Origin of the sequence: Priestia sp. FSL W8-0524 (assembly GCF_038005965.1) — a bacterium.
GTDB lineage: Bacteria > Bacillota > Bacilli > Bacillales > Bacillaceae_H > Priestia > Priestia zanthoxyli.
Map to the genome: position 1 here is coordinate 3489448 of NZ_JBBOUG010000001.1, position 26179 is coordinate 3515626.

At 39.3% G+C, this 26179-nt stretch carries 32 protein-coding genes and 1 riboswitch; of the genes, 16 read left to right on the forward strand and 16 right to left on the reverse strand.

Annotated elements, in window-relative coordinates; all coding sequences use genetic code 11:
• Window positions 1–300 precede the first annotated feature (300 nt).
• The 3 genes from icaB to pgaC are packed head-to-tail and all read right to left on the reverse strand — an operon-like array spanning window position 301 to window position 2839.
• On the reverse strand, window positions 301–1167 hold the full coding sequence (gene icaB, locus NST66_RS18325; RefSeq protein ID WP_028414957.1) for an intercellular adhesin biosynthesis polysaccharide N-deacetylase: 867 nt from the start codon (window positions 1165–1167) through the stop codon (window positions 301–303).
• Window positions 1164–1625, reverse strand: coding sequence for a poly-beta-1,6-N-acetyl-D-glucosamine biosynthesis protein PgaD (gene pgaD, locus NST66_RS18330; protein WP_033579969.1), 462 nt, complete (start codon window positions 1623–1625; stop codon window positions 1164–1166). The genes icaB and pgaD overlap by 4 nt, the downstream gene beginning before the upstream one ends.
• Window positions 1583–2839, reverse strand: coding sequence for a poly-beta-1,6-N-acetyl-D-glucosamine synthase (gene pgaC / locus NST66_RS18335; RefSeq protein ID WP_033579968.1), 1257 nt, complete (start codon window positions 2837–2839; stop codon window positions 1583–1585). The genes pgaD and pgaC overlap by 43 nt, the downstream gene beginning before the upstream one ends.
• Before the next feature lie 292 nt (window positions 2840–3131).
• Here pgaC and NST66_RS18340 point away from each other — a divergent pair, with 292 nt between their 5' ends.
• The 4 genes from NST66_RS18340 to NST66_RS18355 all read left to right on the forward strand — a co-directional run bounded on the left by NST66_RS18340 (window position 3132) and on the right by NST66_RS18355 (window position 5381).
• Window positions 3132–3653 carry a ferritin gene (locus NST66_RS18340; protein WP_014458733.1) on the forward strand — a complete coding sequence of 174 codons (522 nt, stop codon included), beginning with the start codon at window positions 3132–3134 and terminating at the stop codon, window positions 3651–3653.
• Window positions 3654–3675: 22 nt separating this feature from the next.
• On the forward strand, window positions 3676–3876 hold the full coding sequence (locus tag NST66_RS18345) for a hypothetical protein (protein ID WP_014458732.1): 201 nt from the start codon (window positions 3676–3678) through the stop codon (window positions 3874–3876).
• Between the two features lie 142 nt (window positions 3877–4018).
• Window positions 4019–4174, forward strand: coding sequence for a hypothetical protein (locus tag NST66_RS18350; RefSeq protein ID WP_014458731.1), 156 nt, complete (start codon window positions 4019–4021; stop codon window positions 4172–4174).
• 481 nt (window positions 4175–4655) lie between these two features.
• Window positions 4656–5381, forward strand: coding sequence for an AbrB/MazE/SpoVT family DNA-binding domain-containing protein (locus tag NST66_RS18355; protein WP_034271259.1), 726 nt, complete (start codon window positions 4656–4658; stop codon window positions 5379–5381).
• Between the two features lie 100 nt (window positions 5382–5481).
• Here the strand turns inward: NST66_RS18355 and NST66_RS18360 are convergent, their stop codons facing one another.
• Window positions 5482–6831 (reverse strand): TcaA NTF2-like domain-containing protein, encoded by a 1350-nt coding sequence (locus NST66_RS18360; RefSeq protein WP_328141742.1) that lies wholly within the window; start codon window positions 6829–6831, stop codon window positions 5482–5484.
• Window positions 6832–6987: 156 nt separating this feature from the next.
• On the opposite strand from NST66_RS18360, the gene NST66_RS18365 reads away from it, so the two are divergent.
• Window positions 6988–7722 carry a class I SAM-dependent DNA methyltransferase gene (locus NST66_RS18365; RefSeq protein WP_328141744.1) on the forward strand — a complete coding sequence of 245 codons (735 nt, stop codon included), beginning with the start codon at window positions 6988–6990 and terminating at the stop codon, window positions 7720–7722.
• A gap of 321 nt (window positions 7723–8043) precedes the next feature.
• Here the strand turns inward: NST66_RS18365 and NST66_RS18370 are convergent, their stop codons facing one another.
• Entirely contained in the window at window positions 8044–9594 is a 1551-nt protein-coding gene (locus tag NST66_RS18370; protein WP_033580331.1) for an ABC transporter substrate-binding protein, read from the reverse strand.
• A gap of 205 nt (window positions 9595–9799) precedes the next feature.
• Between NST66_RS18370 and NST66_RS18375 the strand changes: the two genes are divergently transcribed.
• The 3 genes from NST66_RS18375 to NST66_RS18385 all read left to right on the forward strand — a co-directional run bounded on the left by NST66_RS18375 (window position 9800) and on the right by NST66_RS18385 (window position 12789).
• Window positions 9800–11296 (forward strand): carboxypeptidase M32, encoded by a 1497-nt coding sequence (locus NST66_RS18375; protein WP_340843635.1) that lies wholly within the window; start codon window positions 9800–9802, stop codon window positions 11294–11296.
• Between the two features lie 430 nt (window positions 11297–11726).
• Window positions 11727–12110: a CidA/LrgA family protein gene (locus tag NST66_RS18380; RefSeq protein ID WP_033579963.1), complete on the forward strand. Its 384-nt coding sequence runs from the start codon at window positions 11727–11729 to the stop codon at window positions 12108–12110.
• Window positions 12085–12789: an LrgB family protein gene (locus NST66_RS18385; protein WP_340843636.1), complete on the forward strand. Its 705-nt coding sequence runs from the start codon at window positions 12085–12087 to the stop codon at window positions 12787–12789. Before NST66_RS18380 ends, NST66_RS18385 begins: the two co-directional genes overlap by 26 nt.
• Window positions 12790–12855: 66 nt before the next feature.
• On the opposite strand, the gene NST66_RS18390 is transcribed toward NST66_RS18385, so the two are convergent.
• Complete coding sequence (locus NST66_RS18390; protein ID WP_033579961.1) at window positions 12856–13734, reverse strand: 5'-methylthioadenosine/S-adenosylhomocysteine nucleosidase; 879 nt, start codon at window positions 13732–13734, stop codon at window positions 12856–12858.
• Window positions 13735–13890: 156 nt separating this feature from the next.
• A riboswitch (purine riboswitch) is annotated at window positions 13891–13994 on the reverse strand.
• Between the two features lie 230 nt (window positions 13995–14224).
• Complete coding sequence (locus tag NST66_RS18395; RefSeq protein ID WP_033579960.1) at window positions 14225–15235, reverse strand: aldo/keto reductase; 1011 nt, start codon at window positions 15233–15235, stop codon at window positions 14225–14227.
• Between the two features lie 277 nt (window positions 15236–15512).
• Here NST66_RS18395 and NST66_RS18400 point away from each other — a divergent pair, with 277 nt between their 5' ends.
• Together NST66_RS18400 and NST66_RS18405 are read left to right on the forward strand one after the other, a co-directional pair.
• A complete protein-coding gene (locus NST66_RS18400) occupies window positions 15513–15767 on the forward strand; it encodes a hypothetical protein (RefSeq protein ID WP_258524412.1) in 255 nt (84 codons plus the stop codon).
• A 124-nt stretch (window positions 15768–15891) separates the two neighbouring features.
• Entirely contained in the window at window positions 15892–16533 is a 642-nt protein-coding gene (locus NST66_RS18405) for a pyridoxamine 5'-phosphate oxidase family protein (protein WP_033579959.1), read from the forward strand.
• 11 nt (window positions 16534–16544) lie between these two features.
• On the opposite strand, the gene NST66_RS18410 is transcribed toward NST66_RS18405, so the two are convergent.
• Together NST66_RS18410 and NST66_RS18415 are read right to left on the reverse strand one after the other, a co-directional pair.
• The gene (locus tag NST66_RS18410) at window positions 16545–16712 is read right to left on the reverse strand and encodes a hypothetical protein (protein WP_167387332.1); all 168 of its coding nucleotides are present in this window, start codon (window positions 16710–16712) and stop codon (window positions 16545–16547) included.
• On the reverse strand, window positions 16696–17178 hold the full coding sequence (locus NST66_RS18415) for a DinB family protein (protein ID WP_340843637.1): 483 nt from the start codon (window positions 17176–17178) through the stop codon (window positions 16696–16698). The genes NST66_RS18410 and NST66_RS18415 overlap by 17 nt, the downstream gene beginning before the upstream one ends.
• Before the next feature lie 381 nt (window positions 17179–17559).
• Between NST66_RS18415 and NST66_RS18420 the strand changes: the two genes are divergently transcribed.
• Window positions 17560–18789, forward strand: a complete 1230-nt coding sequence (locus NST66_RS18420) for an IS110 family transposase (protein WP_050691787.1) — start codon at window positions 17560–17562, stop codon at window positions 18787–18789.
• A 115-nt stretch (window positions 18790–18904) separates the two neighbouring features.
• On the opposite strand, the gene NST66_RS18425 is transcribed toward NST66_RS18420, so the two are convergent.
• On the reverse strand, window positions 18905–19444 hold the full coding sequence (locus NST66_RS18425) for a GNAT family N-acetyltransferase (RefSeq protein ID WP_340843638.1): 540 nt from the start codon (window positions 19442–19444) through the stop codon (window positions 18905–18907).
• A 61-nt stretch (window positions 19445–19505) separates the two neighbouring features.
• Window positions 19506–20006 (reverse strand): hypothetical protein, encoded by a 501-nt coding sequence (locus NST66_RS18430; RefSeq protein WP_033580330.1) that lies wholly within the window; start codon window positions 20004–20006, stop codon window positions 19506–19508.
• A gap of 250 nt (window positions 20007–20256) precedes the next feature.
• On the opposite strand from NST66_RS18430, the gene NST66_RS18435 reads away from it, so the two are divergent.
• Entirely contained in the window at window positions 20257–20451 is a 195-nt protein-coding gene (locus NST66_RS18435) for a hypothetical protein (protein WP_048407606.1), read from the forward strand.
• Between the two features lie 18 nt (window positions 20452–20469).
• Here NST66_RS18435 and NST66_RS18440 read toward each other — a convergent pair whose 3' ends face one another.
• Together NST66_RS18440 and NST66_RS18445 are read right to left on the reverse strand one after the other, a co-directional pair.
• Window positions 20470–20628, reverse strand: coding sequence for a hypothetical protein (locus NST66_RS18440; protein WP_162200723.1), 159 nt, complete (start codon window positions 20626–20628; stop codon window positions 20470–20472).
• Window positions 20629–20690: 62 nt separating this feature from the next.
• Window positions 20691–20861 carry a hypothetical protein gene (locus tag NST66_RS18445; RefSeq protein ID WP_165573631.1) on the reverse strand — a complete coding sequence of 57 codons (171 nt, stop codon included), beginning with the start codon at window positions 20859–20861 and terminating at the stop codon, window positions 20691–20693.
• Window positions 20862–21047: 186 nt separating this feature from the next.
• Between NST66_RS18445 and NST66_RS18450 the strand changes: the two genes are divergently transcribed.
• A complete protein-coding gene (locus NST66_RS18450) occupies window positions 21048–21434 on the forward strand; it encodes a MerR family transcriptional regulator (RefSeq protein WP_033579956.1) in 387 nt (128 codons plus the stop codon).
• A 36-nt stretch (window positions 21435–21470) separates the two neighbouring features.
• Here NST66_RS18450 and NST66_RS18455 read toward each other — a convergent pair whose 3' ends face one another.
• Window positions 21471–22433: an aldo/keto reductase gene (locus NST66_RS18455; RefSeq protein ID WP_033579955.1), complete on the reverse strand. Its 963-nt coding sequence runs from the start codon at window positions 22431–22433 to the stop codon at window positions 21471–21473.
• A 227-nt stretch (window positions 22434–22660) separates the two neighbouring features.
• A complete protein-coding gene (locus tag NST66_RS18460) occupies window positions 22661–23341 on the reverse strand; it encodes a CPBP family intramembrane glutamic endopeptidase (RefSeq protein ID WP_033579954.1) in 681 nt (226 codons plus the stop codon).
• Between the two features lie 83 nt (window positions 23342–23424).
• Here NST66_RS18460 and NST66_RS18465 point away from each other — a divergent pair, with 83 nt between their 5' ends.
• The 3 genes from NST66_RS18465 to NST66_RS18475 all read left to right on the forward strand — a co-directional run bounded on the left by NST66_RS18465 (window position 23425) and on the right by NST66_RS18475 (window position 25899).
• A complete protein-coding gene (locus NST66_RS18465; protein ID WP_049166009.1) occupies window positions 23425–24162 on the forward strand; it encodes a MerR family transcriptional regulator in 738 nt (245 codons plus the stop codon).
• Window positions 24159–25403: an MFS transporter gene (locus NST66_RS18470; RefSeq protein ID WP_230624681.1), complete on the forward strand. Its 1245-nt coding sequence runs from the start codon at window positions 24159–24161 to the stop codon at window positions 25401–25403. Before NST66_RS18465 ends, NST66_RS18470 begins: the two co-directional genes overlap by 4 nt.
• A 214-nt stretch (window positions 25404–25617) precedes the next feature.
• Window positions 25618–25899, forward strand: a complete 282-nt coding sequence (locus NST66_RS18475) for a hypothetical protein (RefSeq protein ID WP_028414975.1) — start codon at window positions 25618–25620, stop codon at window positions 25897–25899.
• Between the two features lie 40 nt (window positions 25900–25939).
• Here the strand turns inward: NST66_RS18475 and NST66_RS18480 are convergent, their stop codons facing one another.
• The gene (locus NST66_RS18480) at window positions 25940–26113 is read right to left on the reverse strand and encodes a hypothetical protein (RefSeq protein WP_165573632.1); all 174 of its coding nucleotides are present in this window, start codon (window positions 26111–26113) and stop codon (window positions 25940–25942) included.
• Window positions 26114–26179: the final 66 nt, after the last annotated feature.

A 26179-nucleotide genomic window follows, 5' to 3' on the forward strand; every position in this document is an offset into this window, starting at 1 on the left:
TACAATTTAATTAGCAATGGACAGCGAATTAGTTTGTCCGATTGCCTTACATTCGTAAAATAGTAAGCGTACAATTGCCGCTTTTCCTCTTTACACCTTTACAAACTTCTTACACGCAGTTTGTAAAAGGATTGATAGATAGTTTCGTTTATCCATATCTGTTATCACAACTTTTCTATGGTAACATTAAAATGATTTTTATAGAAATGAAAGTGTACTTTCTTCACGTAATTGACATACCTTTTGATGGTAAACAGAAAAAAGCCTCTGCTTTAGACAGAGGCTTTTTTCACTTTCTTCTCATGAGCTCGTACGCGTCAGCCACGGAAGAATAAGATATTGAAAGGTTTTGTTGTACACAACAATCCGGTTAAGATAATACGGATCGTTGTCTTTTGTAATAACATGAGGGGCTAAAATAGCTGCTTGGTGAAAACCAGCATCTTTCACAATCTTAGCTACGTCATCATTCGTATTGCCGTATGGATAGGCAAAGTAAACGGGGTCTATTCCTAAATGGTTCTTAATCGTTTCTTTGCTTTTTCGTAAATCACGAGCAAACGCGCTGTATTTAGCAGGCGTCAGAAATAAAGGCTTGTCTTCTTCTAAACGGTGCATATCATATGTATGCGAACCGATTGTCGCAAGGCCGCTGTCTTTCATTTCTTTTAGCTGACTCCATGAAGCCATATTTAAATTTTGAAAGTCCTCTGCTCCCACTTGTCCTGCGATTACATATAGCGTAAACGGAATGTTTTCCTTTTTCAAAATTGGAAAAGCGTTTTGATACACGGTACGGTCAATATCGTCAAATGAAATCCATACGCAGCGTTTTGGAAACGTGCCTTTTTGCTGATACGTTTCAATATCTTTTGGCGTAACAAACGTAGCGTCAAGTTCCTTCAGCTTTTTTAACTGTTGTTCAAAATCATTGCTGTAGACGCTGTACTCTGTCAGTTCGTCAGACTTTGTAACTGAGCTGACAATTCGATTAAACCAATTATGCTTGCGCACGCGATGATAATTTAAGCCTAAGCATCCGTTCGTCTCAAGCGCTGGCTCCACGGTCGTTGTTGCTTTCGCCTTATCTTCCCAGTTCACTACTTTAAAGAAAATAAAGCCAACTACCGCTGCCGCAATTAAAAGAAAGAATACATATTTCTTCATGCGTGCTTCCTCTCCTCAGTATGTTTTAACGGATTAACATCAAACTCGATGTAATGTGCACGCTGAAGCTCTTGAATTTGATCCTTCGATAAAAGCTCAAGACGCTCTAAATCTTTAATACTCGTATACGCCGGCTCTTTTCGTCGGTTTAAGCTTCCAAATCTCTTTTTGTTGTAGAATCTCCATAAAAACAGAGCCAGGAAAAAGAAGCAAAAAATAGCGAGTCCAATTACTAAAAACGTTCGAATTTCGCCGTTCGTCGTTTTGAACGCAATTTTTAATACCCCGCTGTAACGGTCATTTACGCCGATAACAGCTGAAAGGAAAAACCAAAGAACAATGGCACAATACAGCCAAAAAACAGATGAAACAATGATGCTTATCACGAATCGAGCAAGAGGCTGCTTGGCTTGAATCATGATTTGCTCTTCGTTAAGCCGCGGTCTGGACTGCTCCATGTGGCATAGCCTCCTTTCACTCTAGATCTGATAGCACGAGGAAACGCGCCCACTACCACAATCGTATTGACAATCCAGTAAAGCGCTGGGTACCATGCAGCCCAGACGTAATACCGCTTCACGTTGTCGTATTTCGAATCAATTTTCAGCGCAATAAACAGCTGAATTAAGCTCATAAATACAAGGGAAAATGACGTAAACGTAAACCAAAACAGTATGTCTTGAGGACTGCTCGCGGTAACAAGCAGCATGATCGTCACAAACAGCCATGCGAATGACCAAAGAGTACTGATCCACTGCTCTAGGTATACAATCCAAATTCTGCGCTGCTTCCATTTTAATAACACTTTCCAGTGGCGAAGCATTACCTCTTGCCCACCTTGAGCCCAACGTACTCGCTGCTTCCAAATTCCTTTTAAGGTTTCGGGCACAAGCATCCAGCACAATGCCCGCGGTTCATAGCGGATATCCCAAAAGCGCTGCTGCAGCTTCCAGCTTACGGCGATATCTTCCGTAATCATGTCACGATCCCACAGCCCGACGTCCACAAGTGCTTTTTTTCGAAAAGCCACTACTACGCCTGAGACCGTCATTACTTTTCCTAAAATTCGCTGTGTTCGTTTAATAGAACCGATAATAGAAGAATACTCAACTAGCTGAATGCGACTCAGCAGCGTATTACGGTTTCGAATGCGCGGATTTCCGGTAACGGCTCCCAGCCGTTCCCCTTTATGAAGAAAATGATGGATTAGATAATACGGAGCGTCTTGATCTAAAATAGCGTCTGAATCTAAGCAGATTAAAAACTCAGCTTTAGATGCGTGCGCACCTAAATGCAACGCGTTGGCTTTTCCTTTATTTTCATAAAGCTGAATCACACGAACTTCAGGGTGGTTCCTGCTGATTTCCTTTAAAATATCAGCTGTTCCATCGGTGCTTCCATCGTTAATAAGAATGATTTCTTTAGACGGATAATCTAACGCCAAAAGGTGCTTAAGCGTTTCTTCAATCGTTTCTTCTTCATTATAGCAAGGCACTAAAAAGCTCACTAACGGCCAATCAACTGTTGAAAAATCAACTTTAGGATCTCGGTCGCGATAGCGTATGTAAATAAGCGTGCCCGCAATCCAAAATAAAGACATAATAAATGGATACCAGAAAACAAAGCTCGCGAGCTTTTCAAATCCAGGTATTAATACGTGTTGCATATTCATTTTTCTGACTCCTTCATACCAATTAAAATTGCACAGAGTGACAATTTTATCATTAAATTGGTTAAATAGAACATAGTAATTTTAACCATCTAAAAAAAGAGTCTTTTAAACTACGTTTATTCCTATATTATACAACCCCTTTATGTAAGTAAGAAGCACCAATAAAGGATGGGCAAGTTGCCTACTTAAAGAAGTGACATATAGTATCACTGTAGATTTCTTTCACCATAAAAAACATGAGGGTTGCAGCTAGTATATGAAAGAAATTCTTTCCTAAGGAGGAATAACAAATATGAACGAACAAATTCAAAAACTGCTCAATAACTTAATTCAACTTGAACACGTCTCTTCAACTTTGTACCTAGCTATGTCTAACTATATGAATCGATTAAACTATAAAGGAATGGGCAGCTGGCTACGCCTGCAGTCTGAAGAAGAACGCACTCATATGCTAAAACTTATTGACTACTTAGTTGACCGTGGCGGAACGGTTGAATTAAGTTCTTTACCTGCTCAGCCAAGTGAGTTTGGGACACCGTTAGAAACGTTTCAAAAAGTATTGGAGCATGAAAAGTTCGTCACAAATTCTTATCGTCAAGCGTTTCAATTTATCAGCCAAGCGAACGATCCTCAAACCCTAGTCATCGTGCAGGACTTTTTGAGAGAACAAGTCGATGAAGAAGCTCAGGCTCAGACAATTGTAGACCGCTTAAAAATTGCTCAAAATAACCCTGCAGCTATTTTTATACTCGATCAAGAACTAGGACAGCGAAAAGCTGCGCCGGCGGCGGGCGGAGCAGCTGCGCAAGGTTAAACGCGCAGAAGAGCACCGAACAATGTACAAAAACAATAACACGCCTCCCGTTTCCTTGCTTCGAGTTGGGATTCATCACGGCTATTACGGCTATCCGCCCAATGTGTACGACGCCATTCAAAGGCTTATGAATCAATATATGCATCAGCTTCACTATCATCGTCCTCAGTACGTTCACGTGTACTACGTGCACCCTTCTCTTATTCACTACTACCTTCACTGAGTGGAGGAAAACAGGAATTTTGTTTCATGAAGAAATTCACCGCTTTTCCACCTAATTCAGGAATTCCAATCAAAAATATGGATATTTATGCTAATATAAAATTTGTTAATCATATAAAAAAATAATATTAGCGGGGTGTCATATGGATAATCAATACGTTGTAGGATGGGGAACGCTGGCTCTAATTAATGCCGGATTAGCGCAAGGTAAAAATCGAACCGGTCTGAACTGGTTCTTATTATCTCTTGCTTTAGGACCGCTTGCTACCTTCATCTTACTGCTGGTTGAAAAACGATAAAATTAGCTCAAAGCTCATTACATTGAGCTTTTTTCTTTATTCTTCAACTATAACTGCTCTCCAAAACAAGTAAAAAAAGCACTGCTTGAAATTTTTTTCTAGGCTTAATATGCATAAATCTATTCATCATTCAGACTGAGTTCCGCGGCATTTTTTGATTAAAAACCTACATCTACTCTTTAGAAATAGGGTATTGGCCCTTTTTAAGCCTTTTTTTCTTTCTCTTCTTGCAATAAAACCAAAAGAAAGAATAACGCTTTTATTCTATGCTTTTTCAATTATAGATTAACTTGTTTTCTTCAGATGATTACCATTTACACGGGAAAGCTGTGCATCTACTGAATGAGGTCAAACTTCCTGTATTTCTCAATCTGTAGGATGAATAAATACTCATTTGCTTCATTTGACAAAGAAATAAATGCTGTGTAATTTAAGTAACATACCCCATCTAAACTGTTTTTAGAAAGGATTAAGTAGCAAGATGCGTACAAAAAAAGAAGAGTGTATAATTGATGAAATGGGAAGAGTATCCCTTCCTTCTTTGTTTATGCAAATAACGAAACTCGAGACGAACGACAAAGTTCTTTTACGGAGCTGTGATGATTGGATTATTATTGATCATCATGATGAAAATGTCCCCGTTCCTTCTCATATCTTCATTCGAACAATTGACCATATGGGTAGAATAGTCATTCCCAGATCCCTACGAGATGACTATGAACTTAAGCCCTTTGATTATGTAGAACTATACTTAGTAGAACAGCAAATTGTTGTGAAAAAAAGAGACGAAAAATCGATAGCGCTTTCACAAAAACCTGCGGCGTCTCCTCCTTATTATGCATCATTAACCGGACGGCAGATTCAGCTCACTTCTGAACTGTTAACGTCAGTCGAATTGGGTGCAAACATGGAGGTTCAATTTTTTATTAACCAAGAAAATAACATTGTGATTCGAAAATATGAAATGAGTTTTGGTCAGAAAACGTCTTTAACATTTACGGCTCAATCTCGAAAAATTGATGACCGTTTTCGACTTACTATTCCTAAAAAGCTGCGAGATGATTTCTCTATTCACTCAGGTACAATGTTAAAAATAAAGAAGGGCAATAAGCAGCTAATTTTAGAAAAAGTGGAAAATGAAAAAGAGATTAGCAGCGTATTATCTCAGCAAATAGACGCAGCAATTGTTGAAAAATTACCGAAATAAGAACGACGCCAAAAACAAATGGTTTCCTACGGATTCAAAGCAAAAGCTAAGAGTTACGCATAGACTGACCCTTTCTATACTCAACTCTTAGCTTTTAGACTTATCTTTTTATTTCTTTATATATTGTCTCTACTGGATAATCGCTAAAGCGGCTCATCCACTCTTTTACTGTGAGTGTGATACGATCTCGATATGCAGGATTATTCGTGTAGAATTTCACCTTGTCACTGTCAACAATTAACGCTACGTAATAATAGCCTTGCTTATCATACTCAATGATTCCTTCCATAAGCGTATACAAACCGGTTACTCCACCTGACAGCGCTGTCGCTCCTAAGCCGTCTAAATCTTTTTCTTCATGGACGATTTGAAAGTTATCAACAAGCGCTTCGTAGTCATTTCCTACAAGTTTTTTCACATTTTCATCCTGTTTACTTGGAAGGATATCGAGTTCTGATAAGGTTTTCGTATGTTCTGTGATCTTTCCTTTTTTATACGTGCCGTCAAAAGAAACATTTAACCCACCGTAATAGGAACAGCCTGGAGTAGCATCAATTTTGATTTCTTTTTGACTTAACGTGAAGTTTAGTACGCATTCCGTAGCTTCTTCCATGTCTTTATAAATAGCTTTATTTCCTTTCACCTCTGCTTTTCCTTCTATTCCTCCTGCATGCGCACCGTATACTGCACCTATTGTAAAATTAAAAGAGCCGCTTGTTGAATTAGTGATGGTTAACCCTGCTTCTTGATGATGAATATCTCTTGACCATCCTCCATCATAGTTGCCGCTGCTTTGATTCGATGGTGCTGATGTTTTTGTTGAAGCAGTGTTCTCTGCCTTAGAAATATCCTTTAAGCGTAATTGATCGCCCGACCATACCGCTGAATATACCCAATCATACTCCTTTATCTTTTCTGAACCATTAGGCTGAACAATCATAATCACTTCATGAGTTTGGATATCATAAGCAGAGCCTGCTTTTTTAAAGTCAACCACTTCATAATCTACTAATCTTTCTTGAATTCCTTTGCCATGTAAATGACTAATTAAAGACTGCTGATCTTTATAAAGAGAACTTCCTTTCACCAGATAGCTGTTTACTTCTTTAAAAGAACCGTTGTTGATTCCTTTTATTAAACCTTGCAAATAGGACTTGATTAATATATTAGCCGTTTGTTTTGTAGGGGTGGATACGTTGTTTTCATCTTTAGCAGAGGCTATATTACTTGTTGAAGAAGTGCTTGACTTTTGATAGTTGCCCTTTTCCTTATCATCATTTTGCTCCGATGTATGAATAGCACTTTCTTTTTGTTCAGGATGTTGAGCACTTGAAGTGATACTTTCTTTTTCGTCGCGGGAAGATACCTCATTTTGCTGACAGCCGCTTATGAATAAACTAACCGACAGCAGAATACTAACCACACTGACGCTTATAGTGGAACGTTTCATGACTTCTCCTCTTTTCTTCTCTAGTTACACAGAACGATTCATTAACACTACAATTATACTAAAATAAAACACTATTTCCATATCCATCAAAATAATTGTAAATAATTTGAATATATGATTATAATAAGATACTTTGCATAGAGGAGGCTGATTTAGTTGAAGATCTCAACAGGAGCTGAATTTTACGATAATGACGAGACGTTTTTGGCTTATACAAAACGCAGGCAGCAAAAAGAAAATGCCAACGATACGATTGAAAAACCGGCCATTTTACAGCTTCTAGGTGATGTTGCAAATGCAAACGTTTTAGACTTAGGGTGCGGAAACGCTGGATTTGGTGCGGAGCTTCTTGCACAAGGCTGTTTCTCTTATACCGGAGTAGACGGCTCTATCAATATGATAAATGCAGCTCAGCAACAGCTTTCAAACTATCCAAATGCAGAAGTGATCCATGAACCGATGGAGCACTATACTCCGCCCCGTGACAAATACGATTTAGTTACCGCAAGACTGTCTCTTCACTATATAGAAGACTTAGCTTCCATTTTTACTAAAGTAAATCAAGCACTCAAACCTGAAGGAAGGCTTATTTTTTCCGTTGAACATCCAGTTATTACGTCTACTCTTCAGCCTTCCGCTCTCCGCACAAACTGGACCGTGGACAACTATTTCTTCATGGGATTCCGTCAGCAGCACTGGATGGGTGGATACGTTCAAAAGTATCATCGCACGCTTGAAGAGTACTTTTCTTTGATGCAGCAAAGTGGATTCACCATTACAAATTTAAAAGAAGCATGTCCTCAAAATGAACATTTCGACAGCGCTGAAACTTACGAGCGTCGAATGCGTATTCCTTTGTTTTTACTGATGAGCGGTGTGAAGAATAGATAAATAAAAGAGATTGAGACATAACTCAATGGATTCAATCTAAAGACGAACAAACAGGATTAACAATCTAGCATGGATGGCTACACCGCTGTTAATTTCCGTGCAAGGCTTCGCTTTCCGCGGGAGTCTTCGCCTTGTCCTCCAATCAACCGCTAGAAGCACCTACATACATGAAATCTACGTTCAACCTAACCATGAAAAAATCCGAACGAGTTAGATTCCCATTTAGAATCTTCACCGCTCGGATTTTCTTTTAACTAAAATACTTTTGTTCTAGCCTCTCTCGTACCTTTAAAACCGCTTTTTGTTTAAACTTAGCGTATGTTATTTATTCACGCTCACGTTATAAAATACAGGGCCTAAATTAAAATCATAGCCTTTTACATGTGTAGACACGGCGTTAATATTTACTTTATGACCAATTAACGTAAACGGAAGCTCATCCCATACGTATTTCTGCGTAGCATCAATAGCTGGTCTCGCATCTTTTACAGAAGCAGCCGCTTTAATTTTATCTAAGTACTTTGTTGATTTCTCAACAGGAGCGCCCCCTGACGTCCAAAATCCTTGGAAAATGGTTGAACGCGCCGCCCAGTCTACCGGGTAAATATCCCATGCTTTAGGATCATTTACTTTATCTGTAAACGTTGCCCAGTCATACACTTCTAGCTTTACTTTTACACCGATTTTTTCAAGCTCTTGCTGGACGATAACAGCCGTATTGTACTGATCTTGATAATCGCGTGAAGTTAAAAGACGCAGTTCCTGCCCGCTGTATCCAGCTCTTTTCAAATAGCTTTTTGCTTTCTTTTCATCATGCTGATTGTACTCTTCTTTTCCTGCTTCACTGTAATAGTTAGGAAATTTTTTATTCACAATCGATGAAGTCAGTTCATAATAATCGGAATCGCCGTATGAACTTGATAAAATATCTTTTGCATTAATCGTGGCATTTACAGCTTTTCTAGCATTTAAATCGCTAAAGAACCCTTCTTGCGTGTTATAAAATAAACCAATAAATCCTCCTGGAGCCAGCTTGTTCTTAACGTTTTGCGTACTTTCAATTTGTGACGCATTGTCGCTTGAAACACCTAAGGCAATATCAAACTGTCCAGCTGTAATGCCTGAAATTCTAGTAGATTCATCGCTTAAAAAACTAATTTTAATTTCATCTACGTGAGGAGTCTTTTTAATTTTTCGTCCTTTTGAAGAATAATCTTTAAATCTCTCTAGCGTGATATATTGATTCTTTTTCCATTCCTTCACTTTAAATGGCCCTGTGCCAACGAACTCAGTAGCTCCTTCAGCAGGTGCTTTTTCGATAATTTCTTTTGGAAAAATAGCGGCTGCCGGAATTGGATCTGCTAGCAGTGCCAGCGTATTCACGTTCGGTGTTTTCAAATGAAGCTCAACCGTATAGTCTCCTGTTCTTTTAACTTGTGCACCAACAAAGTTTGTTTTGCCAAGTGAAGACAGCTTAATCCAGCGGTTAATCGAAGCTTCTACATCGTCCGCTGTCATTTCCTTTCCGTTATGAAACTTTACGCCTTTTCGCAGCTGAAACGTGTAGACTTTTTTATCATCGCTTATATCAATTTTTTCTGCTAAATCAGGCTCTACATTGCCTTTGCTATCAAAAATAACAAGTCCTTCGTAAATATTTCGCGCCGCATCTTTAACTGAAGAATTTCCAGTAATCTGAGAATCTAAAGTTGTTGGCTCGCTTTGAAACGCAATGTTTAGCGTACCTCCGTCTTTTTGAGCGGCACTGGTGCTTTTATCGCCTGAGCTTGCTTGATTATTGCTGCACCCGGCAACAAATAAAGCAATCACAATAAATAATAACCATTTCACCTTAACCTGTTTCAACGTCATTCCCCCAATAATTAAAATCACTTTTTAAAACCTACTATTTTTGTAAGGTTAGTAGGAATATAAACCATCCTACCACCTTTCCATTTGTTTGTGAAATTAGCAAAATTAAACTGTTTCTTTGCAATTACTGATTCAATTTGTCTTGTTTCAATTCTCAATTCTTAGTATGTTTATAAGTAAAGTATTTTATCTAAAGGAGGATATTATGAACTCTGCCATCCGTCTTCATACTAAAGAACATATTGCAACGATTGAACACTACAAACAAGCTTTATCTCTTCTATCATGGGACGCAAAAACATCCGCTCCTCTTAACAGTCAAAAGCAGCATGCAACCATTCAAGGCACGCTTTCCAAAGAGCTTTATTTGCTGCAAACAGATCCAGCCTTTGCAAAAGAATTGCAGCATCTTCAAGAACAAAATCTAAGTCAACTACAGCAAAAACAAGTACAGCACTATTGGAACATCTATCAAAAACTTTCCGCTGTACCACTGGAAGACTATCATCAATTTTCTGTTTTAAAAGCTTCTACTCATGCTCTTTGGTCACAGGCTAGAGAGCAAAATAACTTTAAGCTCGTTGAAGACAACCTGCAGCAGTTGATTCATATGCATAAAAGATTTGCGGAGTACCGTAATCCTCACCTCGCTCCTTACGAACAGCTTTTAGAAGAATATGAGCCTGAAATTTCTAGTGAAACCATCGATTCGCTTTTTCAACAAATTAAAGATGCTATTCTTCCTTTGCTGACAAAAATCAAACGCTCCTCGGTTACACATGATACATCGTTTCTCCACGAATCGTTTTCGGTCGAAAATCAGCAAAAGCTCGGAAAACACCTGCTAACTGCGATTGGCTATAACTTTAAGTCGGGACAAATAGGCACCACTACCCACCCGTTTAGTGCAGGCATTCACCCTCACGACGCAAGGCTTGCAGTAAGATACGACGAACACAATGTAAAACTGGCAGCTTTTATGTTTTTACATGAAGGCGGACATTCTATTTATAATCAGCAAATTAGCTCTGAGTTGCTTGACACAGGGTTAGGCGCATACACGTCTATGGGACTGCATGAATCTCAATCTCTTTTTTGGGAACGCATCATCGGAAAACATGAAGGGTTTTGGAGAAATCACGCTCACTTATTCAAAGAGTTAGAACCTGCGATCTACGGTAATATTTCATTTGAAACTCTTTACTTTGCCTTAAATGAAGTCACACCTTCTCTTATTCGTTTGCAAGCAGATGACCTTACGTATCTGCTGCATATTATCATTCGCTACGAGCTAGAAAGAGATTTATTCGCTGACAAGCTTCGCGTCTCGGATCTTCCTTCCGCATGGAATACAAAATATGAAGCGTACTTAGGAATCAAACCAGAAACGGACATTGACGGAGTATTGCAGGATGGCCACTGGTACGGAGGAGCGTTTGGCTACTTCCCTTCCTACAATCTAGGATTTATTTATGCAGCTCAGCTACAAGAAGCCCTAATCAATGACCATCCTGACTTTGATAAAATCATTTCGAGTCAAAATCTATCGCTTATAGCAGACTGGCAAAAACAGCATATTCACCAGTATGGAAAACTAAAGACGCCAAAAGAGATATTAACTGGTCTTTCTATAGATAGAATTGATGCTCAGCCGTTAATTAATTATTTGACGAAAAAGTATGAAAAGTTGTATAAACTTTAAATTTACCATCATAAACTTCATTCACATTAATCAATCCAACTATTCCATAACATTTTGATGTTATAACAGTAAATTCCTATAGACATAATGCATATAATTTATCGTTTATATGTATTTTACGAAAGAAAAAAATCAAGTTACAGTATATAGCGTAGCAATCATAATTCCACGCGGTATTATCAATCAAAATGGATGACAATTTTCACACAACACAAAGGATTCACAAATGAACAGCATATACAGCAACAATTGAGTTGATAAACGTGACAAAAATTAAAAAGCTTTAGCACTAGGTGCTAGAGATTTTATTTCATTGGTATACAGAAATGAATACCACATTTAGATGCCGTCCTGCTGCGTGACGGCTCTTTTTGTAAAAAAGATTGTGAAAAAGTAAACAAACTAATTTTTAAAAGGATGGCTATCACATATGAGGTTGATCATAAAATTTTTTCAAATATGTTTTCTTTACGTTTTTCTCATGATAGGGAATTTTTTAAGTACCTATCTACATTTGCCTGGCAGTGTTTTAGGACTGCTTCTTTTATTTTTGCTGCTGCAGGTCAAGATAGTGAAGGTAGAGTGGGTAGAACTTGGTGCCGCTTTACTTTTAGCACAATTACTTCTTTTTTTCATTCCTTCCTCTGTAGGTATTATGCAGTACAAGCAATTTATTGGTTTTCAAGGAGCAAAAATTATTTTAGTCATTATACTAAGCACCGCAGTTGTGATGGCCTCTACCGGACTCTCGTCTAAATTTTTATCCAAGCTTAGAAAGGATGTAAAACATGAATCTACTTCTACAGATCGTTAGTATTGCAGGAACGTTTTTTATATTTGAACTGTGCAAAAAAGTGTACGGGCGCTGGAATGTTGTATGGCTTTCTCCTATTTTAACTTGTTCTGTTATTCTTATTTCTCTTTTAGCAATTTTCCATATCCCCTATCAAACTTATAACGGAGGAGCTAAGGTGCTGACAAATTTACTTGGTCCAGCCACCGTTTCTTTTGCCGTTCCTATGCACAAGCATTTTCAGCTTTTAAAAAAACATGGAGTTGAAATTATTGTGAGCATAGCAATTGGTTCTGTAGCCGCAATCGGATCTTCGTTTCTCTTTGCTAAATGGATGAAGCTCAGCACGTCTCTTATTAATAGTTTAGTACCGCGTTCCATTACCACGCCTATTGCGATGGATATGTCGAGAACCGTTGGAGGAATCCCTACAATGACGACTATTTTTGTTATCATTACCGGTTTAGCAGGAACCATTCTAGGCCCTTTACTAATTCGAATTCTTTCCATTCAAACCATAACATCAAAAGGACTACTTCTTGGTATGGGCGCCCATGGAGCAGGAGCCTCTAAGGCATTCGAAATAGGAGAACAAGAAGGAACGTTTGCAAGTCTAGCTATGGTAGTAGCTGCAATTATTAGCATCATCCTCGCTTATACGTTTTTTCCTTTTTTTACTGAATATTCTCTTACTGATTAGAGATGAAAAAAGCATCACAACCTTTGTTAATGAAACAAAAGTTGTGATGCTTTTTTAAATAAAGATTTACTTAGCGTTTGTGCTGATATAGTGTTTAATTACTTCATAAACATAGTCTTGGCAAGCGGCTGCTGTATTTGGATTATATTTTCCACCGTTTACTTTGTTGTTAGATAACACTCTGATACCCAAGAATGGAACGTCGTAGCTTCCTGCAATTTGTGCTGCCGCTGCGCCTTCCATTTCTTCTACAGACGTCCCGTACTTAGTATGGAACCACTTAATTCGATCCACTTCGTTATTCCACGTGTCTGCTGATCCTATCGTTCCTTCAACCACTTTACCTTTTTTATATGTATCTTTTACTGCATTTGCAGCCGCAAGTAACTTCTTATCTCCTTCATAATAACGAGCTTTTTCAGCATCAGGATCTTCTCCAGCGCTTCCTTCAGAAGCCATTAAATCCATCGGCTTCCACGCAGTAGGATCCATTCCTTCGCCTTCTTTTTTATCTTCTGTTTTTAAAGAGCCTATATTCGTTGTTCGCTTTCCTAATACAATATCAAACACGTTCAGGTTTTCATCATGCCCGCCCGATGTTCCTTGGTTGATAATTGCTTTAGGATGGTATTTTTCTATAGCTATCGCTGTAGCAGCTGCCGTGTTTTCCATTCCTTTTCCTGTTTTAACCACGATGACTGGATAATTATCGACAGTTCCTTTGTAAAAAACAAAATTCCCTGACTTTTCTTCTTTTACATTTTCTAATTTTTTAGCGAATTTCTGCGCTTCTATCGGCATCGGTCCTTGCACAATAATAGGCTGCTGCTTCTGTTTATCTCCGGCTTCTTTTTTTGAAGCTGAATTACACCCGGCAAGTATAGATAGCAGTAAAACCATACCAATAGTAAATAAAGCACCTGTTTTTAACATCTTGTTTTTCATAGATCGTTACTTTCACTCCATTTCGTTTTGCTGTTTCATACACTCGATGATTGGACAAAAGAAAAAAACCTAGAGCATGTTTCATGGTCTACGTTTTTTAGAGTCAAAGTATAAGAAATTAAGTACGGAATACAGCTTCTGTCTGGGTAAACCGAACATTTTTATACTTTAACTCGTAGTCCAGTTCTTTGAATGGGAACCAGGTAGAGACACTTAGACCATATTTCCAAGCATATACGAGCAATATTTTTCACTTTCTAAATGTATCAAATACAAAATGGTTATTCAATATAAAAAACGAATATTTTAATATTATTTATTTAAATTGTTCGTATTTAACCAATTCTTACTAAATATATGACAAATCCCTATTTCAAAACAAAAAAAACGAACCACTAATCAAAGATTTTGATCAATGGTTCGTTTTTCACTTCCTCTAAAATACTTTTGTCCCAGACTCTTTTTCTACTTACTATTTACCGTTCTACCTTCATTTAACGTTTATTGGCAGCGGTGCATGAGACGCTACAAGCTGCTGTTCACGCATTTCTTCCCAGAAGGCTGCCGGAATTACCGTGTTTAATGCCGCTTTGTCTTCTGCAATACGCTCTGGACGACTGGCCCCAGGAATAACGGCAGCAACCGCTGGATTAGCCAGTGAGAACTGTACAGCAGCAGCCTTAATGCTGATCTGATGACGATCTGCAATGGCTTTGATTTTTTCTACTTTTTCCATAATGTCTGAAGACGCTTTTTGATATTCAAAGTGTGTACCTCCAGCAAGAACGCCTGAGCTGTATGGTCCGCCGACAACGATGTCCATATTATGCTTTACAGCTTCGGGCATCACTCGCTGCAGCGCACGTTCATGATCTAACAGCGTGTATCGGCCAGCGAGCAGCGATACATCAGGCTTTGCTTCTTCTAGCTCCAGCATAATTTCGATTGGTTCCACTCGGTTTACTCCAAGTCCCCATCCTTTTATAACTCCTTCTTCGCGCAAACGTGTAAGCACACGAAATGCGCCCGTTCGAGCAGATTCAAATTGTCCTACCCACTCATCTCCATAAAAATCTTGCGCAACATCATGAATATACACAAAGTCTAAGCGATCTGTTTTTAAACGGTTTAAGCTTTGCTCAATTGAACGAAGAGTTGCATCAGCGCTATAGTCATTAATAATTTTATTTTTACGGCCGAATTCAAAAAGCCCGCCTTTTTCTCCCATATCACGTGAAGATGTGTCTTCCAATTCATCTGAAATGACGCGACCTACCTTTGTACTTAGCACATACTCATCGCGGTTTCTTTTTGATAGTGCTTCACCAAGGCGCATTTCTGCTAAGCCAGCTCCGTAAAGAGGGGCTGCGTCAAAGTAGCGGATGCCGCTTTCCCAAGCAGCATCAACCGTTGCGATGGCCTCTTCTTCTGGAATATTGCGATACATATTGCCTAGTGGTGCTGTTCCAAAACCTAGTTTTCCTTGCAGTATCTCTCTCATATGAATAAAACCTCCTGAAATTTTTATACCTCTATTTTAGAATTTGATTCGTATAATCAATTTATTAAATGTCTTATTATTCCCTGACAAAATTTATTATGAAGCATGGAAACACGAAAAAAAAGTACGCACTTTAAAGTAATATGGGAACTAAAAAGTAACCTACTAAGATGCAAATGAGCTTTTTAGACTCTTTTTTCTTTATACCCTTTCTACTTCTTACTCATGCAAACAAACATTTTGCATACAATAAGCAGAAAGCTACTTTATAAATGAGGTGAGAATTTTGAGAGATGAATACTTCAAAAAAATTGAAGATAAGCTCGATAAGCTCGATGAAATGGACGATTCCACAATGAAAGAAGAACAAAAAGATGAGTATTTTCAAAGTTTGCTAGATGATATGGATGATTTGTTAAAAGACATGCGCCAGAGAGAAAAAGACTCCGACCATCTTGTCAGTGAACATATGAAAACGGTTAATGACATATTTGATAACGCAATCAAAAACTTAAAAAAAGACCGAAATTAGCGTTACCATGCTTCTCCTTCTTTTCAATATACTGATTTTTCTGTTTTTTTAATATAAAAACATAGAATTTCATATGTAAAAATGGTATTTTCAGTATACGCAAACTGTAGGAGTGAAAAGAGGAATGAAAAACGGTCACTTTAAAGAACGAGTAAAAACGAAGGAAGAGCTTCGACGTATAGTCGGCGCGCCTAACAAATTGGCGCATCAAAAAATAATTCCTTATTTAGATCGACACTGCCGGGAATTTATTAAACATTCCCCTTTTGTCATCATCGCTACAGCTGATCATAAAGGAATTTGCGACAGCTCTCCACGAGGTGATCATGCTGGTTTTGTACAAGTCGTCGATGAGAAAAGGCTGTTGATTCCAGAGAGGCGCGGCAATCAAAAAGTAGATTCATTGGAAAATATTTTATCTAATCCTCAAATAGGGCTGCTTTTTTTAATTCCAGGCATAGAAGAAACGCTGCGTATTAACGGCAAAGCTTGCATTGTAAAAGAAAAAGCGCTGCTTGAAACAATGGCGGTTCACAACGAAACTCCGCTGCTCGCTATCGGCGTCGAAGTACAAGAGTGCTTTCTCCACTGCAGCAAAGCGTTCAAGCGATCAAAACTGTGGAACCCAGAATCTTGGGAAAGAGTCGAAACGCTTCCTTCTGCAGCTAAAATAGTCGCAGAACACGCAGGCTTTTCCACCCTAGAAAGCCTCAACAATCCCGAAGGAAGCAAAACCCAGCACCTCTATGAAAAAAAGTCGCTATAATGCGGCTTTTATCATTTTACCATCAAAAAAAATATACCTCCAGCAATGATCAGAACGGGTAACAAAGCAAGAAGCACGCCCTTTTTCGAAGCTCCTATGTATTCATGGTCACCATAGGCGCGGCCTGCTCTCAAATCGACTTTCACCTGAGATTCTTCTTTTTTATGTTCTTTTTTCATCCTCTTTGCCTCCTAGCGGCATTTGAGCGTCGATTTGCTTGATATGATGCTCCAAATGAGCGATATAATCTTTAGCCAACCATTCAAGCGAAACGAACTTTCCATCTCCTAGTTCGAATTGATACATATGCTTTTCTATTGGTATATGCAAAAGAACGGAAGCAATTTGCTTATTTAAGTTGCTCCATAGGGCAACTACTTCTTCCATGGACGTATCTTGATAGTGCTGCAGTTCTACCCATTCATCTTGTTTGTAAGGTATCAGGGCCAAAGGTATTTTTTCATGTTGCACGTTGATAAAGCGCTGTAAATTGTGAATGGCTGAGTCACATAAGTGCCCCACAATTTCTTTTGGTGACCATTTCTTAGGAGCAGGACGGTTTGACGCCTCTGCTTCAGAGAGTACTTCAAGCTTTTTAGGAAGCTTTATCACCCATTCATTTAACTGAACAATCGTCGTTTCCATGTTCATTTCTCCTCGTATATTATATTTAAGCCCTATTTAGGAGCTAAGATCTGTTTCCATATTAATTAATAAACTAAATAACATATTACTTGGACGTCTCAAGATATTTCTAGATAATGATCATAGGATCATTTGGGACAATTCTTCTTTCTCCTGTGGATTAACCACAATGTAAGACTGTTTCTCAGTGAACGCGCGGGACTCCCTACTCGCAGGCTGAGCAGCCTGTCATTCGAACCTAGAGGGTAGTAGCTCTATGGCGGCTTTCGAATGCAGGGGAAGCTCTGATACACGAGGTTGTTGGTCGGCGTACACACTAGAGATATCTCGAGACGTCCAAGGAAATGCCAAGTGATTCTAAATCGAAAGGAGGTCTCTCCCGTGAGATTATTTGTTGGTTTAGATGTAAGTTCGTTTGATATGAAAGTATGCATTTTAAATGGTGAAGGAGAAAAGCTGAATGCCTTTACCGTCACCAATGACTTACCAGGCGCGACGTTGCTTAAAGAGCGTTTATTGGACTGCATAGGCGATCAAGAAGTTGACGTCTTAAAGATTGGCTTAGAATCTACATCGGTCTATAGTTTTCACCCGTCGATGTTTCTCCATCATGATGAAGACTTAAAAGTCTTCGGTGCCAAGGTGTTTGTCATGAACCCTAAACAAATAGCTAATTTTAAGAAAAGCTATTCGGACATGAACAAAACAGATGAAATCGATGCCTTTATCATTGCGGATTACTTACGTTTTGGACGTAACCAGATGTCAGTGGTCAAAGAAAGCCAATACGTGGCCTTACAACAACTGACTCGGTCCCGTTACCAACTCATTCGTATGATGACAAAAGAAAAGCAGCATTTTCTTCAACACCTAAGCTATAAGTGTAATACTTTCTCTCAAGAAGTAGACTCCTCGGTCTTCGGTAACGCAATGATGGAGCTTTTCTTAGAGAAATACAGCTTGGAAGAACTAGCCCACCTACCACTGGAGGAACTAGCAGCATTCCTTCAAGAGAAAGGGAAAAACCGATTTGGTGACCCGAAATGTGTGGCAACCTCCATTCAGAAAGCCGTGCGATCTTCGTATCGCTTGGACAAGGTAGTGGAAGATTCCATGGATGTGATACTTGGGACCTCGATCGAGGTCATTCGCACCTTCCAAAAGCAGATAAAAGAAATTGACAAAGCGATCAAAAAACTGATGGCTGGATTGACACACACGCTTGAATCCATCCCTGGAATTGGTCCCGTATTCGCTGCGGGTATCATAGCTGAAATTGGCCAAATAGACCGGTTTGATGATGAAGCTAAAGTAGCAAAATACGCAGGTCTATACTGGCGAAAGCATCAGTCTGGGCGCTTTACTGCCGAAGACACGTCCCTATCACGTAACGGTAACCACTACTTGCGATATTACTTAGTTGAAGCCGCCAACTCCGTACGAAAGCAAGTTCCAGATTACCGGGATTACTACGTGAAAAAGTACAGTGAAGTACCAAAACATCAACACAAACGTGCACTCGTTCTAACCGCAAGAAAACTCGTGCGATTGGTGGATGCGCTACTACGCAGTCACCAACTCTTTACGCCAGAAAGGGGCGTGAAAATATGACATAAAACTTGTCATCGCTACCTTTCAAATATTTTCCAGTAAATAACATTCGTTACTGGTCTAGTTTCGTGATGCTTTTTTTAAGTAAATTGCCCTTTGATAACTTTACGTTCTTTCATTTTTCAGTTGACATACTACCGCAGGTCTTTAAGCACGTTTTTTCAAAAACCTTCCCCATATAATATTCATCGACTGATTTTCCGTCTACAACGAGTGAACATACTTTTTTCCCTTCTATTTCAAAACCCATCTTTTTATACAGCGAAATGGCCGGTTCATTGTGGGTCATCACCGTTAGCTCTACTCGTTTAATGCCGCTCTGTGCTGCCCATTTCTCCATTTCTTCAAACAACGCAGTGCCGATACCTCGGTTTCCATAAGAATGAAGCACGCCAACAGCTAAGTATGCGCTGTGTTTTTTTCGGTTAACGCTTCCTCCAATCACAGATAAATGCCCAACAAGCTGTCCGTCTTGTTCCGCCACTAAAATGGTCGAGTTCGGCATCTTTAAAAAAGTGGTAATCATTTTTTTCTGCTGTTCAAGCGTAGTCGCACGCTCATTTTCCTCGTACAGCATATAGGCGGTTTCTTTATCAAGCTTTTTATTTAACGTTAAAAAAGCGGCTGCATCAGAAGATGAAATTTCTCGAATCACGTTTACCCCTGCTTTCGTCAATAGTAGTTAACTAGAAAAAAACGTTAAAAAGCGGATGATATCATGACACACGCGGTGAACGTTTTCCTAGAAACGCAGTGAAGATGAAGCATATACTAAAAGCGACGGCTGAGACGAAAAAGCCAAGCATCCATCCTAAAGCTCGCATAAACGTATCTTCATTAGGATACAGAGGCTTAACGCTTAGCCACTGGCTCACCATAATCAATGCCACTATCAAGTAAAAGCTGCTTCCTGTTAAAGCCATTTTAAGACGGTTTTTAAATGACCCTGTCCACGCTGTACTAAAAGCGCTCCACGTGAAAATACTTACAATCGTCGCTAAAAACATAAGAACAAGATGTAAATAAGGGATATCTGTAAACATAAGAAGATAGAGTAAAAATATCGTAGTGCCAAAATATAAAGCATTAATGCCAAACAAATAGCCTCCGCTCAGCCAGTGGTTTTGAAACCACTTTTTCTTGCTGAGACGTTCTACCACTCCGCTGGGAACCCACAGCGTACGCGAAAAAACAATCATCACCAGCACAAGTACCATGCCGGCCAAAAAGAATGTTGACACCTTTTCATCAGCCTTTCTGTCTAAAATAAATATGGTTAATTATACTATTTATCACAAAATTAAACTATTGTTTTCTTTACTAATGAAGAGGCTGAAACAAACGTATTTTATTAGTAGTAGGGAAATTTGAACGATGCATTGAGATTCTTGGTAGAGAATTAAATTCGTTCGGATTTTTTATGGATAGGCTGAATGTAAGTTTTATGTAGGTAGCTGCTTCTAGCTGTTGATTGGAGGGCAAGGCGAAGACTCCTGCGGGAAAAGCGGAACAGGTGAGACCCCGCAGAAGCGTAAGCGACGAGGAGGCTCACCGGCCGCCCGCGGAAAGCGAAGCCTTGCACGGAAATTAACAGCGGTGTCACAAACAATTCATATGAGCTCATTTATCCTATTTGTTCGTCTTTCAATGGGAGTAATTTAGAGATGTCTTAATCTCTATTTACATTCTTCCTCCGGTAAACGGATTGATTTCCCCTGTTAAATCACGTCCTGCTTTCTTTTCTTCGTAAGCGATGCGCTTGCCAATCGCAATTTTATTCCAAATTAGTGGAACCCAAATACACGCTCCGAAAAAAATCATCCAAAAAAGTTCTCCCATTTCTTCCACCCTTTCATTTTTTGCTTTTATTTTGAAGACAATAAGAAACGCGCATACGGTTTTTATTCTTGATTTGAATCACTCATGCCGTATGAAAAGAAATAAACCAGGACTGATAAAGCCATTCCGTAAGCGGTCCAAGCCGCTAGTAAAATGGCGTACTGATGATTGATAAAAAACACTCCGCTTGAAATCAGCAGCAGTATAAAACTAATCCATTTTATTTTTTTCATTACTCTATCCCCTTTACTTAACCTTTTACAGTAAGTTTCTTATTGTCTACTTGTTATTACGGACAAAATGTATAAAAGTTCCATTTTTTTAAAGATAACCGAAAAAGAATTTGATAAAACGTTCAACTATCGATTATCATATACCTTAAAGTAAGCTTTACGATTCATAAGTGGGAGTGAACAATCTTGTCTTATAGCATGAAAGAAATGAATGAAAAAACCGGGCTTTCCGCACCAACTTTGCGCTATTATGAAAAAGAAGGAATCCTTCCTTTTGTAGAACGTGATGAAAATGGAAAGCGCCTCTATAACGATACGAATATTGAGTGGATCCGTTTTATCTTAGCTCTGCGCTCAACTGGCATGCCGCTTGCAGAAATAAAGCGCTATGTAGAGCTCTATAAACAAGGGGAAAGCACGATTAAAGAACGAAAAAACATGATGCTTCAGCACAAAGAAGCGGTAGAAGAAGAAATGGCCAAAACCTTTAAATACCTCGAGCAAATTAACTACAAGTTGGCTTTGTACGACTCACTAGAAGCAAGGTTAGAGCAAAAAGAAATTAAAATATAAACACAAAAGTCCGCAGGTGCACCTGCGGACTTTTTATTAATACAGTGAATTTACGGTGTTTAGCAGTTCTTCTGACCATGTCCAATCGCTGATTTCAACTGCATCTGTTACGTGGTGCAATTTACTAGCTCCGATAATACTTGATGTCACAGCGGGCTGATTTAGCACCCATGAAAGAGCAAACTGAGACAAGCTTACTTCATGTTGTTCTGCTAACTTGCGATACTGCTCCACCAGCTGAAAGTTTCGGTCAGTAAAGTAGTTTCGCAGCAGCTTTTCACCATGTGCAGCACGGCTTTCTGGCGGCACGTCATTTGGTGTTTTATATTTGCCTGAAAGCATGCCGCGCGCTAACGGACTGTATACCATAACGCCTACACCTTCGGATTGACTAAACGGCAGCAGCTCTTGTTCAATTTCACGAGAGAGAAGATTGTACTGAGGCTGAACGGAAATAAATTTTTCAAGATTCATGTTGTCACTAATATGATGAGACTTTGCGATTTGCCACGCGGCATAATTGGAGCAGCCAATATAACGAACTTTGCCTTGACGAACTAAATCATCTAGCGTGCGAAGCGTTTCTTCCATAGGTGTATGGTGATCAAAAAGATGAACTTGATAAAGATCGATGTAGTCCGTCTGCAGTCGTCGCAGCTGATTATCAACTTCTCTCATAATATGTGTACGTGAAAGACCTTTATCATTTTTGCCTTTTCCTACGGCAATGCCGACTTTTGTTGCAAGCACAACATCATCTCGTTTTCCTTTTAACGCGCGTCCAATAATTTCTTCAGATTCCCCTGTGCCATATCTAAACTCTTCATCCTGCCCTTTTCCGTAATAGTTGGCTGTGTCGATGAAGTTAATTCCGTTTTCAATGGCGCTATGTAAAATAGCTGCCGACGCTTTTTCGTCAATCCATCGTCCAAACGCCATGGTACCTAGACATAAATTTGATACTTCCAGACCTGTTGTTCCAAGCTTTCGATATTCCATCGATACCCTCTCCTTTTTATTTCTGTTTATAGTCACTATTATCATACACCTTAATGTGCACTTTAAGACAAGCCTTGAGCGTGCGTGCATATACAAAAAACTGTTAGGAACAGGCAGTGCTTCTAGCAGTTTTTTGGTTCATTTCCCGCTTATTTTTTTACAATTCGCTTCTTCATTATACATAATATGGTAAGATAAATCATAGCTTACCCATTATCGAAACTACATTAAGCTGCCGCTGTTAAAATAACGGCGATTCCATTAAAACAAGCATGAATGATCATACTCGGAAGCAACGACTTTGTTTTTTCGTACACCCAAGCGAATACGAGACCTGAAAAAAAGTTAACGGGCAAGGTATTGTACGTTGGAATATGCACCAGCATAAAGATAAACGAACTTCCCGCCAATCCAAATACAATCCCTCCTTTACGTTTCAGCCACGTATAAAAAAAACCTCGGTAAATAATCTCTTCATAAAAAGGTGAGATCACAGCGGCTGAAACAAAAGCAAGTATAAATGAAAACAGCGACAGGTCATGCTGTAAACTGGCTGTTTTTTTATTTTCATACGTCATACCAAACCATTCCATGAGTACAACAATTGCCACACTTCCTAAGATCAGCACAAAAAGCCAAAAAAGAATGAGCGGCCAGTGACGTTTTGAAAACGATTGAAAACCAATTTTTCTATCACCAGCCTGCACCATCAGCCCATACAGAGCTGATAAAAACACAGTTGCCATAACAAATCCAGTAGCTGTTCCAGCATAGAGCTCACTTTTAAATAACGACTGGAAAACGTGCTGCAATGCTCCTTCAATGAAAACAGGAACACCAATAAACGTAACGACTAGCATAATTACAAATGATTTTATTGTCCATAATCCTTGATTTTGTTTTTTCAATTTACTTCGCCTCCCTTTTACCTATATTCAGTGTAAAAGGTGACGTAACGTTACCTGCAAGCATTTTTTTGGAGGGATTAAACATGATTTATTTTTCTACGGGGCAAGCCGCTAAAAAATTAGGACTCACGGTGCGTACGCTTCGTTACTACGATCAAATCGGATTGCTTCATCCATCGTCAAAAGCCGAAAATGGAAAACGCTCCTACTCAGAAACGGACTTAGTCACACTAGAGAAAATTACCCTGTTAAAAAACTTAGCCGTTCCTTTGCGAGATATTGAACTTATTCTTCATCAAGTAAGTATTGATGAACTTTTAGCGATTCATCAGCAAAAACTTCAGCAGAAAGCTTCAGAAATTCAGCGAGCTTTAGAACACACCCACACTCTTCGCAACAGTATAAAAATAGAAGGTGAACTAAACTGGAAGCAGCTCCTTCCTTTAGTTCACAATCAGCCTACTACACAAAGCAGCTGGACTGATCTGCTTTCAATAGAAGAAAGTGAGATTCTGCAGCGTGATATGCCTAAACTGGAGAATGAGAGTGCTGATAAATGGATCAGCATCATTAAACGAATTCAGCTGTGTTTAAAGCATCAGCGTTCACCACAGTCTGAAGATGGCCAGCTGATTGCGGCGGATATACTGCTTTTATCAAGTGAGCTATTTGGCCCTCATACCGATTTAGAGAAAGCCTTTTGGGATATTCGCAAATCTCCTGAGGCATCCAGTTCACTTAATCTCTATCCTATTGACAGCGAAGTCCTTCAATTTATTGAAGATGCGATTATTTTTTACGAACAACACATAAAGGAATGAAAGTATTGAAAAAAGAAAAGCTGTTTGCTAATTCTTCTTATAAAAAATTATTTATTTCAAGTACTGCGGCAAGCTTCGGAGATTTATTTGATATGTTTGCGGTGATGACGCTTTTTACATACGTGTGGCACGCAAATTCCCTCTGGATTACGCTTATTCCTGTCGCGTACGCTTTGCCTAGCATCCTGCTAAGTCAAGCAGCTGGAAATTTAGCAGACCGCTACAATAAAGTACAGCTGATGTTTCTGTCTGAACTAGTCCGTCTTCTGTTTACATGTCTGTTATTTTTCACAAATGAACCGCTTTTGGCACTAGGGGTGCTGACGCTGCGCTCTATGAGTTCTGTTATGAAAGTGCCCGCACAGCTTGCTTACGTTCGAGAAGTGGTCAAAGAAGACCAGCTGCTGCAGGCCTCTACTTTACAAAACATTATGTTTCAAATTGCCAAAGTTGTGGGACCGTTTCTCGGAGCCGCCGCGCTGACGTTTACAACACCTAAAGCATGTATTTTAGTTAACGCCGCAGCTTGTATGATTTCTATCGGCGTGCTGTTTTCACTTAAAAAAGCAGGTAAAAATATTCAAGGGCAAGCTGCTCGTTCTTCCCATCAACCGAAAGAAACGTACTCAAACGGCTGGAAACTCGTTTTTCAGCACCCGATTCTTTTACGTGTCGTTGTTTTGTTTCACGTTTCATACTTTGTCATCATGCTTGTTGATGCTCAAATTAGCATCTTTCTTCGAGATGTGCTCCCTCATAACCCGGAAATGCTCGGCTGGCTGCTTTCTGGAATCGGGCTGGGAGCGCTAGCAACAGGAGTGTATCTTAATCGAAAAAAACAGGTTCACCATCCATTTAGACTTTTATCACTTGGACTGCTTCTATTTGGAGGTTCTTTATTTTTTATTAGCTGCTTTAACCCAGCCGTTATGTCGCGCTATTTTATTTTGATTGCTGCACCTATCGGTGGCGCCGGAGTTGGACTTAATTTGCTGCTGTTTAACTATATCGTTCAAAAGTACAGTGACAAAGAGCATCTAGGAAAAGTGTACGGATTCATTAACACCTTAACGAGCGCCGTTTTACTTACTGCTCCTGTTCTTGGAGGCATGGTCGTAAAGCTTGCAGGTGCTCAGACGACTTTTTTAACGGCGGCAATCATCGTAGTAGTCGTTGGATTTGTGAGTATGGTGATGCCGCTGCGTGATAAACCGGAAAGAAACGTTCAGATTGACGCATAAAAAATATCTTTCCTTATTCCCCTGCAGCTGGCTGGATTTTAGGGACACTGCTTTTGCTAGGAAACTCTTTTTATACGAGAAGATATTATACGAGAAGATACTTACATAGAAGAACAGCCAAAAAGTAAATATCAGTCCGGAGCCGTATATACAAACCTTCATTCGGTTATGGTAAAATAGATAAGCAAAAACTGGATGTAAGGAGATTTTTAGTTTGAAAACGGGATTAATATCTGGCATTATATCTTTAATTATTGTGATTATCATTTCTATTACAGCAGGCAACTGGCAGTATATTTACTATATTTCAGGCCCTCTTGGCATATTACTTACGGCAATTGCACTCGTAACCTTACTGGATACATTTCGATTTGAAACGAGAGGACCTTACTTTACCCCGGTCCGGCAGCGAGAGGATACAGAATGGATGAAACGTTTTATTATTGCAGCTGTTCCTCATTTAGTTGCTTCTTGTATTTGTATTTTATTTTTATAGAGCTCAAAAAAAGGTTAAAACATAACGAAATGAAGCTAACCTAAAGACGAATAAATGAGATACATGAGCTGAACCGCTTGTTACACCGCAGTTGATTTCCGTGCAAGGCTTCGCTTTCCGCGGGCGGCTGCTGAGCCTCCTCGTCGCTTGGCTCCTGCGGGGTCTCACCTCTTCCGCTTGTCCCGCAGGAGTCTTCGCCTTGCCCTCCAATCAACTGCTAGAAGGAACGAAACAGATAAAACTATATTCACCATCGTAAAAAAAACGAACCACTAATCAA

Excerpts from the sequence above, each read along its gene's own strand:
- icaB (WP_028414957.1), bottom strand. The coding sequence starts at position 1,167 with ATGAAGAAATATGTATTCTTTCTTTTAATTGCGGCAGCGGTAGTTGGC.
- pgaD (WP_033579969.1), bottom strand. The coding sequence starts at position 1,625 with ATGGAGCAGTCCAGACCGCGGCTTAACGAAGAGCAAATCATGATTCAA.
- pgaC (WP_033579968.1), bottom strand. The coding sequence starts at position 2,839 with ATGAATATGCAACACGTATTAATACCTGGATTTGAAAAGCTCGCGAGC.
- NST66_RS18340 (WP_014458733.1), top strand. The coding sequence starts at position 3,132 with ATGAACGAACAAATTCAAAAACTGCTCAATAACTTAATTCAACTTGAA.
- NST66_RS18345 (WP_014458732.1), top strand. The coding sequence starts at position 3,676 with ATGTACAAAAACAATAACACGCCTCCCGTTTCCTTGCTTCGAGTTGGG.
- NST66_RS18350 (WP_014458731.1), top strand. The coding sequence starts at position 4,019 with ATGGATAATCAATACGTTGTAGGATGGGGAACGCTGGCTCTAATTAAT.
- NST66_RS18355 (WP_034271259.1), top strand. The coding sequence starts at position 4,656 with ATGCGTACAAAAAAAGAAGAGTGTATAATTGATGAAATGGGAAGAGTA.
- NST66_RS18360 (WP_328141742.1), bottom strand. The coding sequence starts at position 6,831 with ATGAAACGTTCCACTATAAGCGTCAGTGTGGTTAGTATTCTGCTGTCG.
- NST66_RS18370 (WP_033580331.1), bottom strand. The coding sequence starts at position 9,594 with ATGACGTTGAAACAGGTTAAGGTGAAATGGTTATTATTTATTGTGATT.
- NST66_RS18375 (WP_340843635.1), top strand. The coding sequence starts at position 9,800 with ATGAACTCTGCCATCCGTCTTCATACTAAAGAACATATTGCAACGATT.
- NST66_RS18380 (WP_033579963.1), top strand. The coding sequence starts at position 11,727 with ATGAGGTTGATCATAAAATTTTTTCAAATATGTTTTCTTTACGTTTTT.
- NST66_RS18385 (WP_340843636.1), top strand. The coding sequence starts at position 12,085 with ATGAATCTACTTCTACAGATCGTTAGTATTGCAGGAACGTTTTTTATA.
- NST66_RS18390 (WP_033579961.1), bottom strand. The coding sequence starts at position 13,734 with ATGAAAAACAAGATGTTAAAAACAGGTGCTTTATTTACTATTGGTATG.
- NST66_RS18395 (WP_033579960.1), bottom strand. The coding sequence starts at position 15,235 with ATGAGAGAGATACTGCAAGGAAAACTAGGTTTTGGAACAGCACCACTA.
- NST66_RS18405 (WP_033579959.1), top strand. The coding sequence starts at position 15,892 with ATGAAAAACGGTCACTTTAAAGAACGAGTAAAAACGAAGGAAGAGCTT.
- NST66_RS18410 (WP_167387332.1), bottom strand. The coding sequence starts at position 16,712 with ATGAAAAAAGAACATAAAAAAGAAGAATCTCAGGTGAAAGTCGATTTG.
- NST66_RS18415 (WP_340843637.1), bottom strand. The coding sequence starts at position 17,178 with ATGGAAACGACGATTGTTCAGTTAAATGAATGGGTGATAAAGCTTCCT.
- NST66_RS18430 (WP_033580330.1), bottom strand. The coding sequence starts at position 20,006 with ATGGTACTTGTGCTGGTGATGATTGTTTTTTCGCGTACGCTGTGGGTT.
- NST66_RS18440 (WP_162200723.1), bottom strand. The coding sequence starts at position 20,628 with ATGGGAGAACTTTTTTGGATGATTTTTTTCGGAGCGTGTATTTGGGTT.
- NST66_RS18445 (WP_165573631.1), bottom strand. The coding sequence starts at position 20,861 with ATGAAAAAAATAAAATGGATTAGTTTTATACTGCTGCTGATTTCAAGC.
- NST66_RS18455 (WP_033579955.1), bottom strand. The coding sequence starts at position 22,433 with ATGGAATATCGAAAGCTTGGAACAACAGGTCTGGAAGTATCAAATTTA.
- NST66_RS18465 (WP_049166009.1), top strand. The coding sequence starts at position 23,425 with ATGATTTATTTTTCTACGGGGCAAGCCGCTAAAAAATTAGGACTCACG.
- NST66_RS18470 (WP_230624681.1), top strand. The coding sequence starts at position 24,159 with ATGAAAGTATTGAAAAAAGAAAAGCTGTTTGCTAATTCTTCTTATAAA.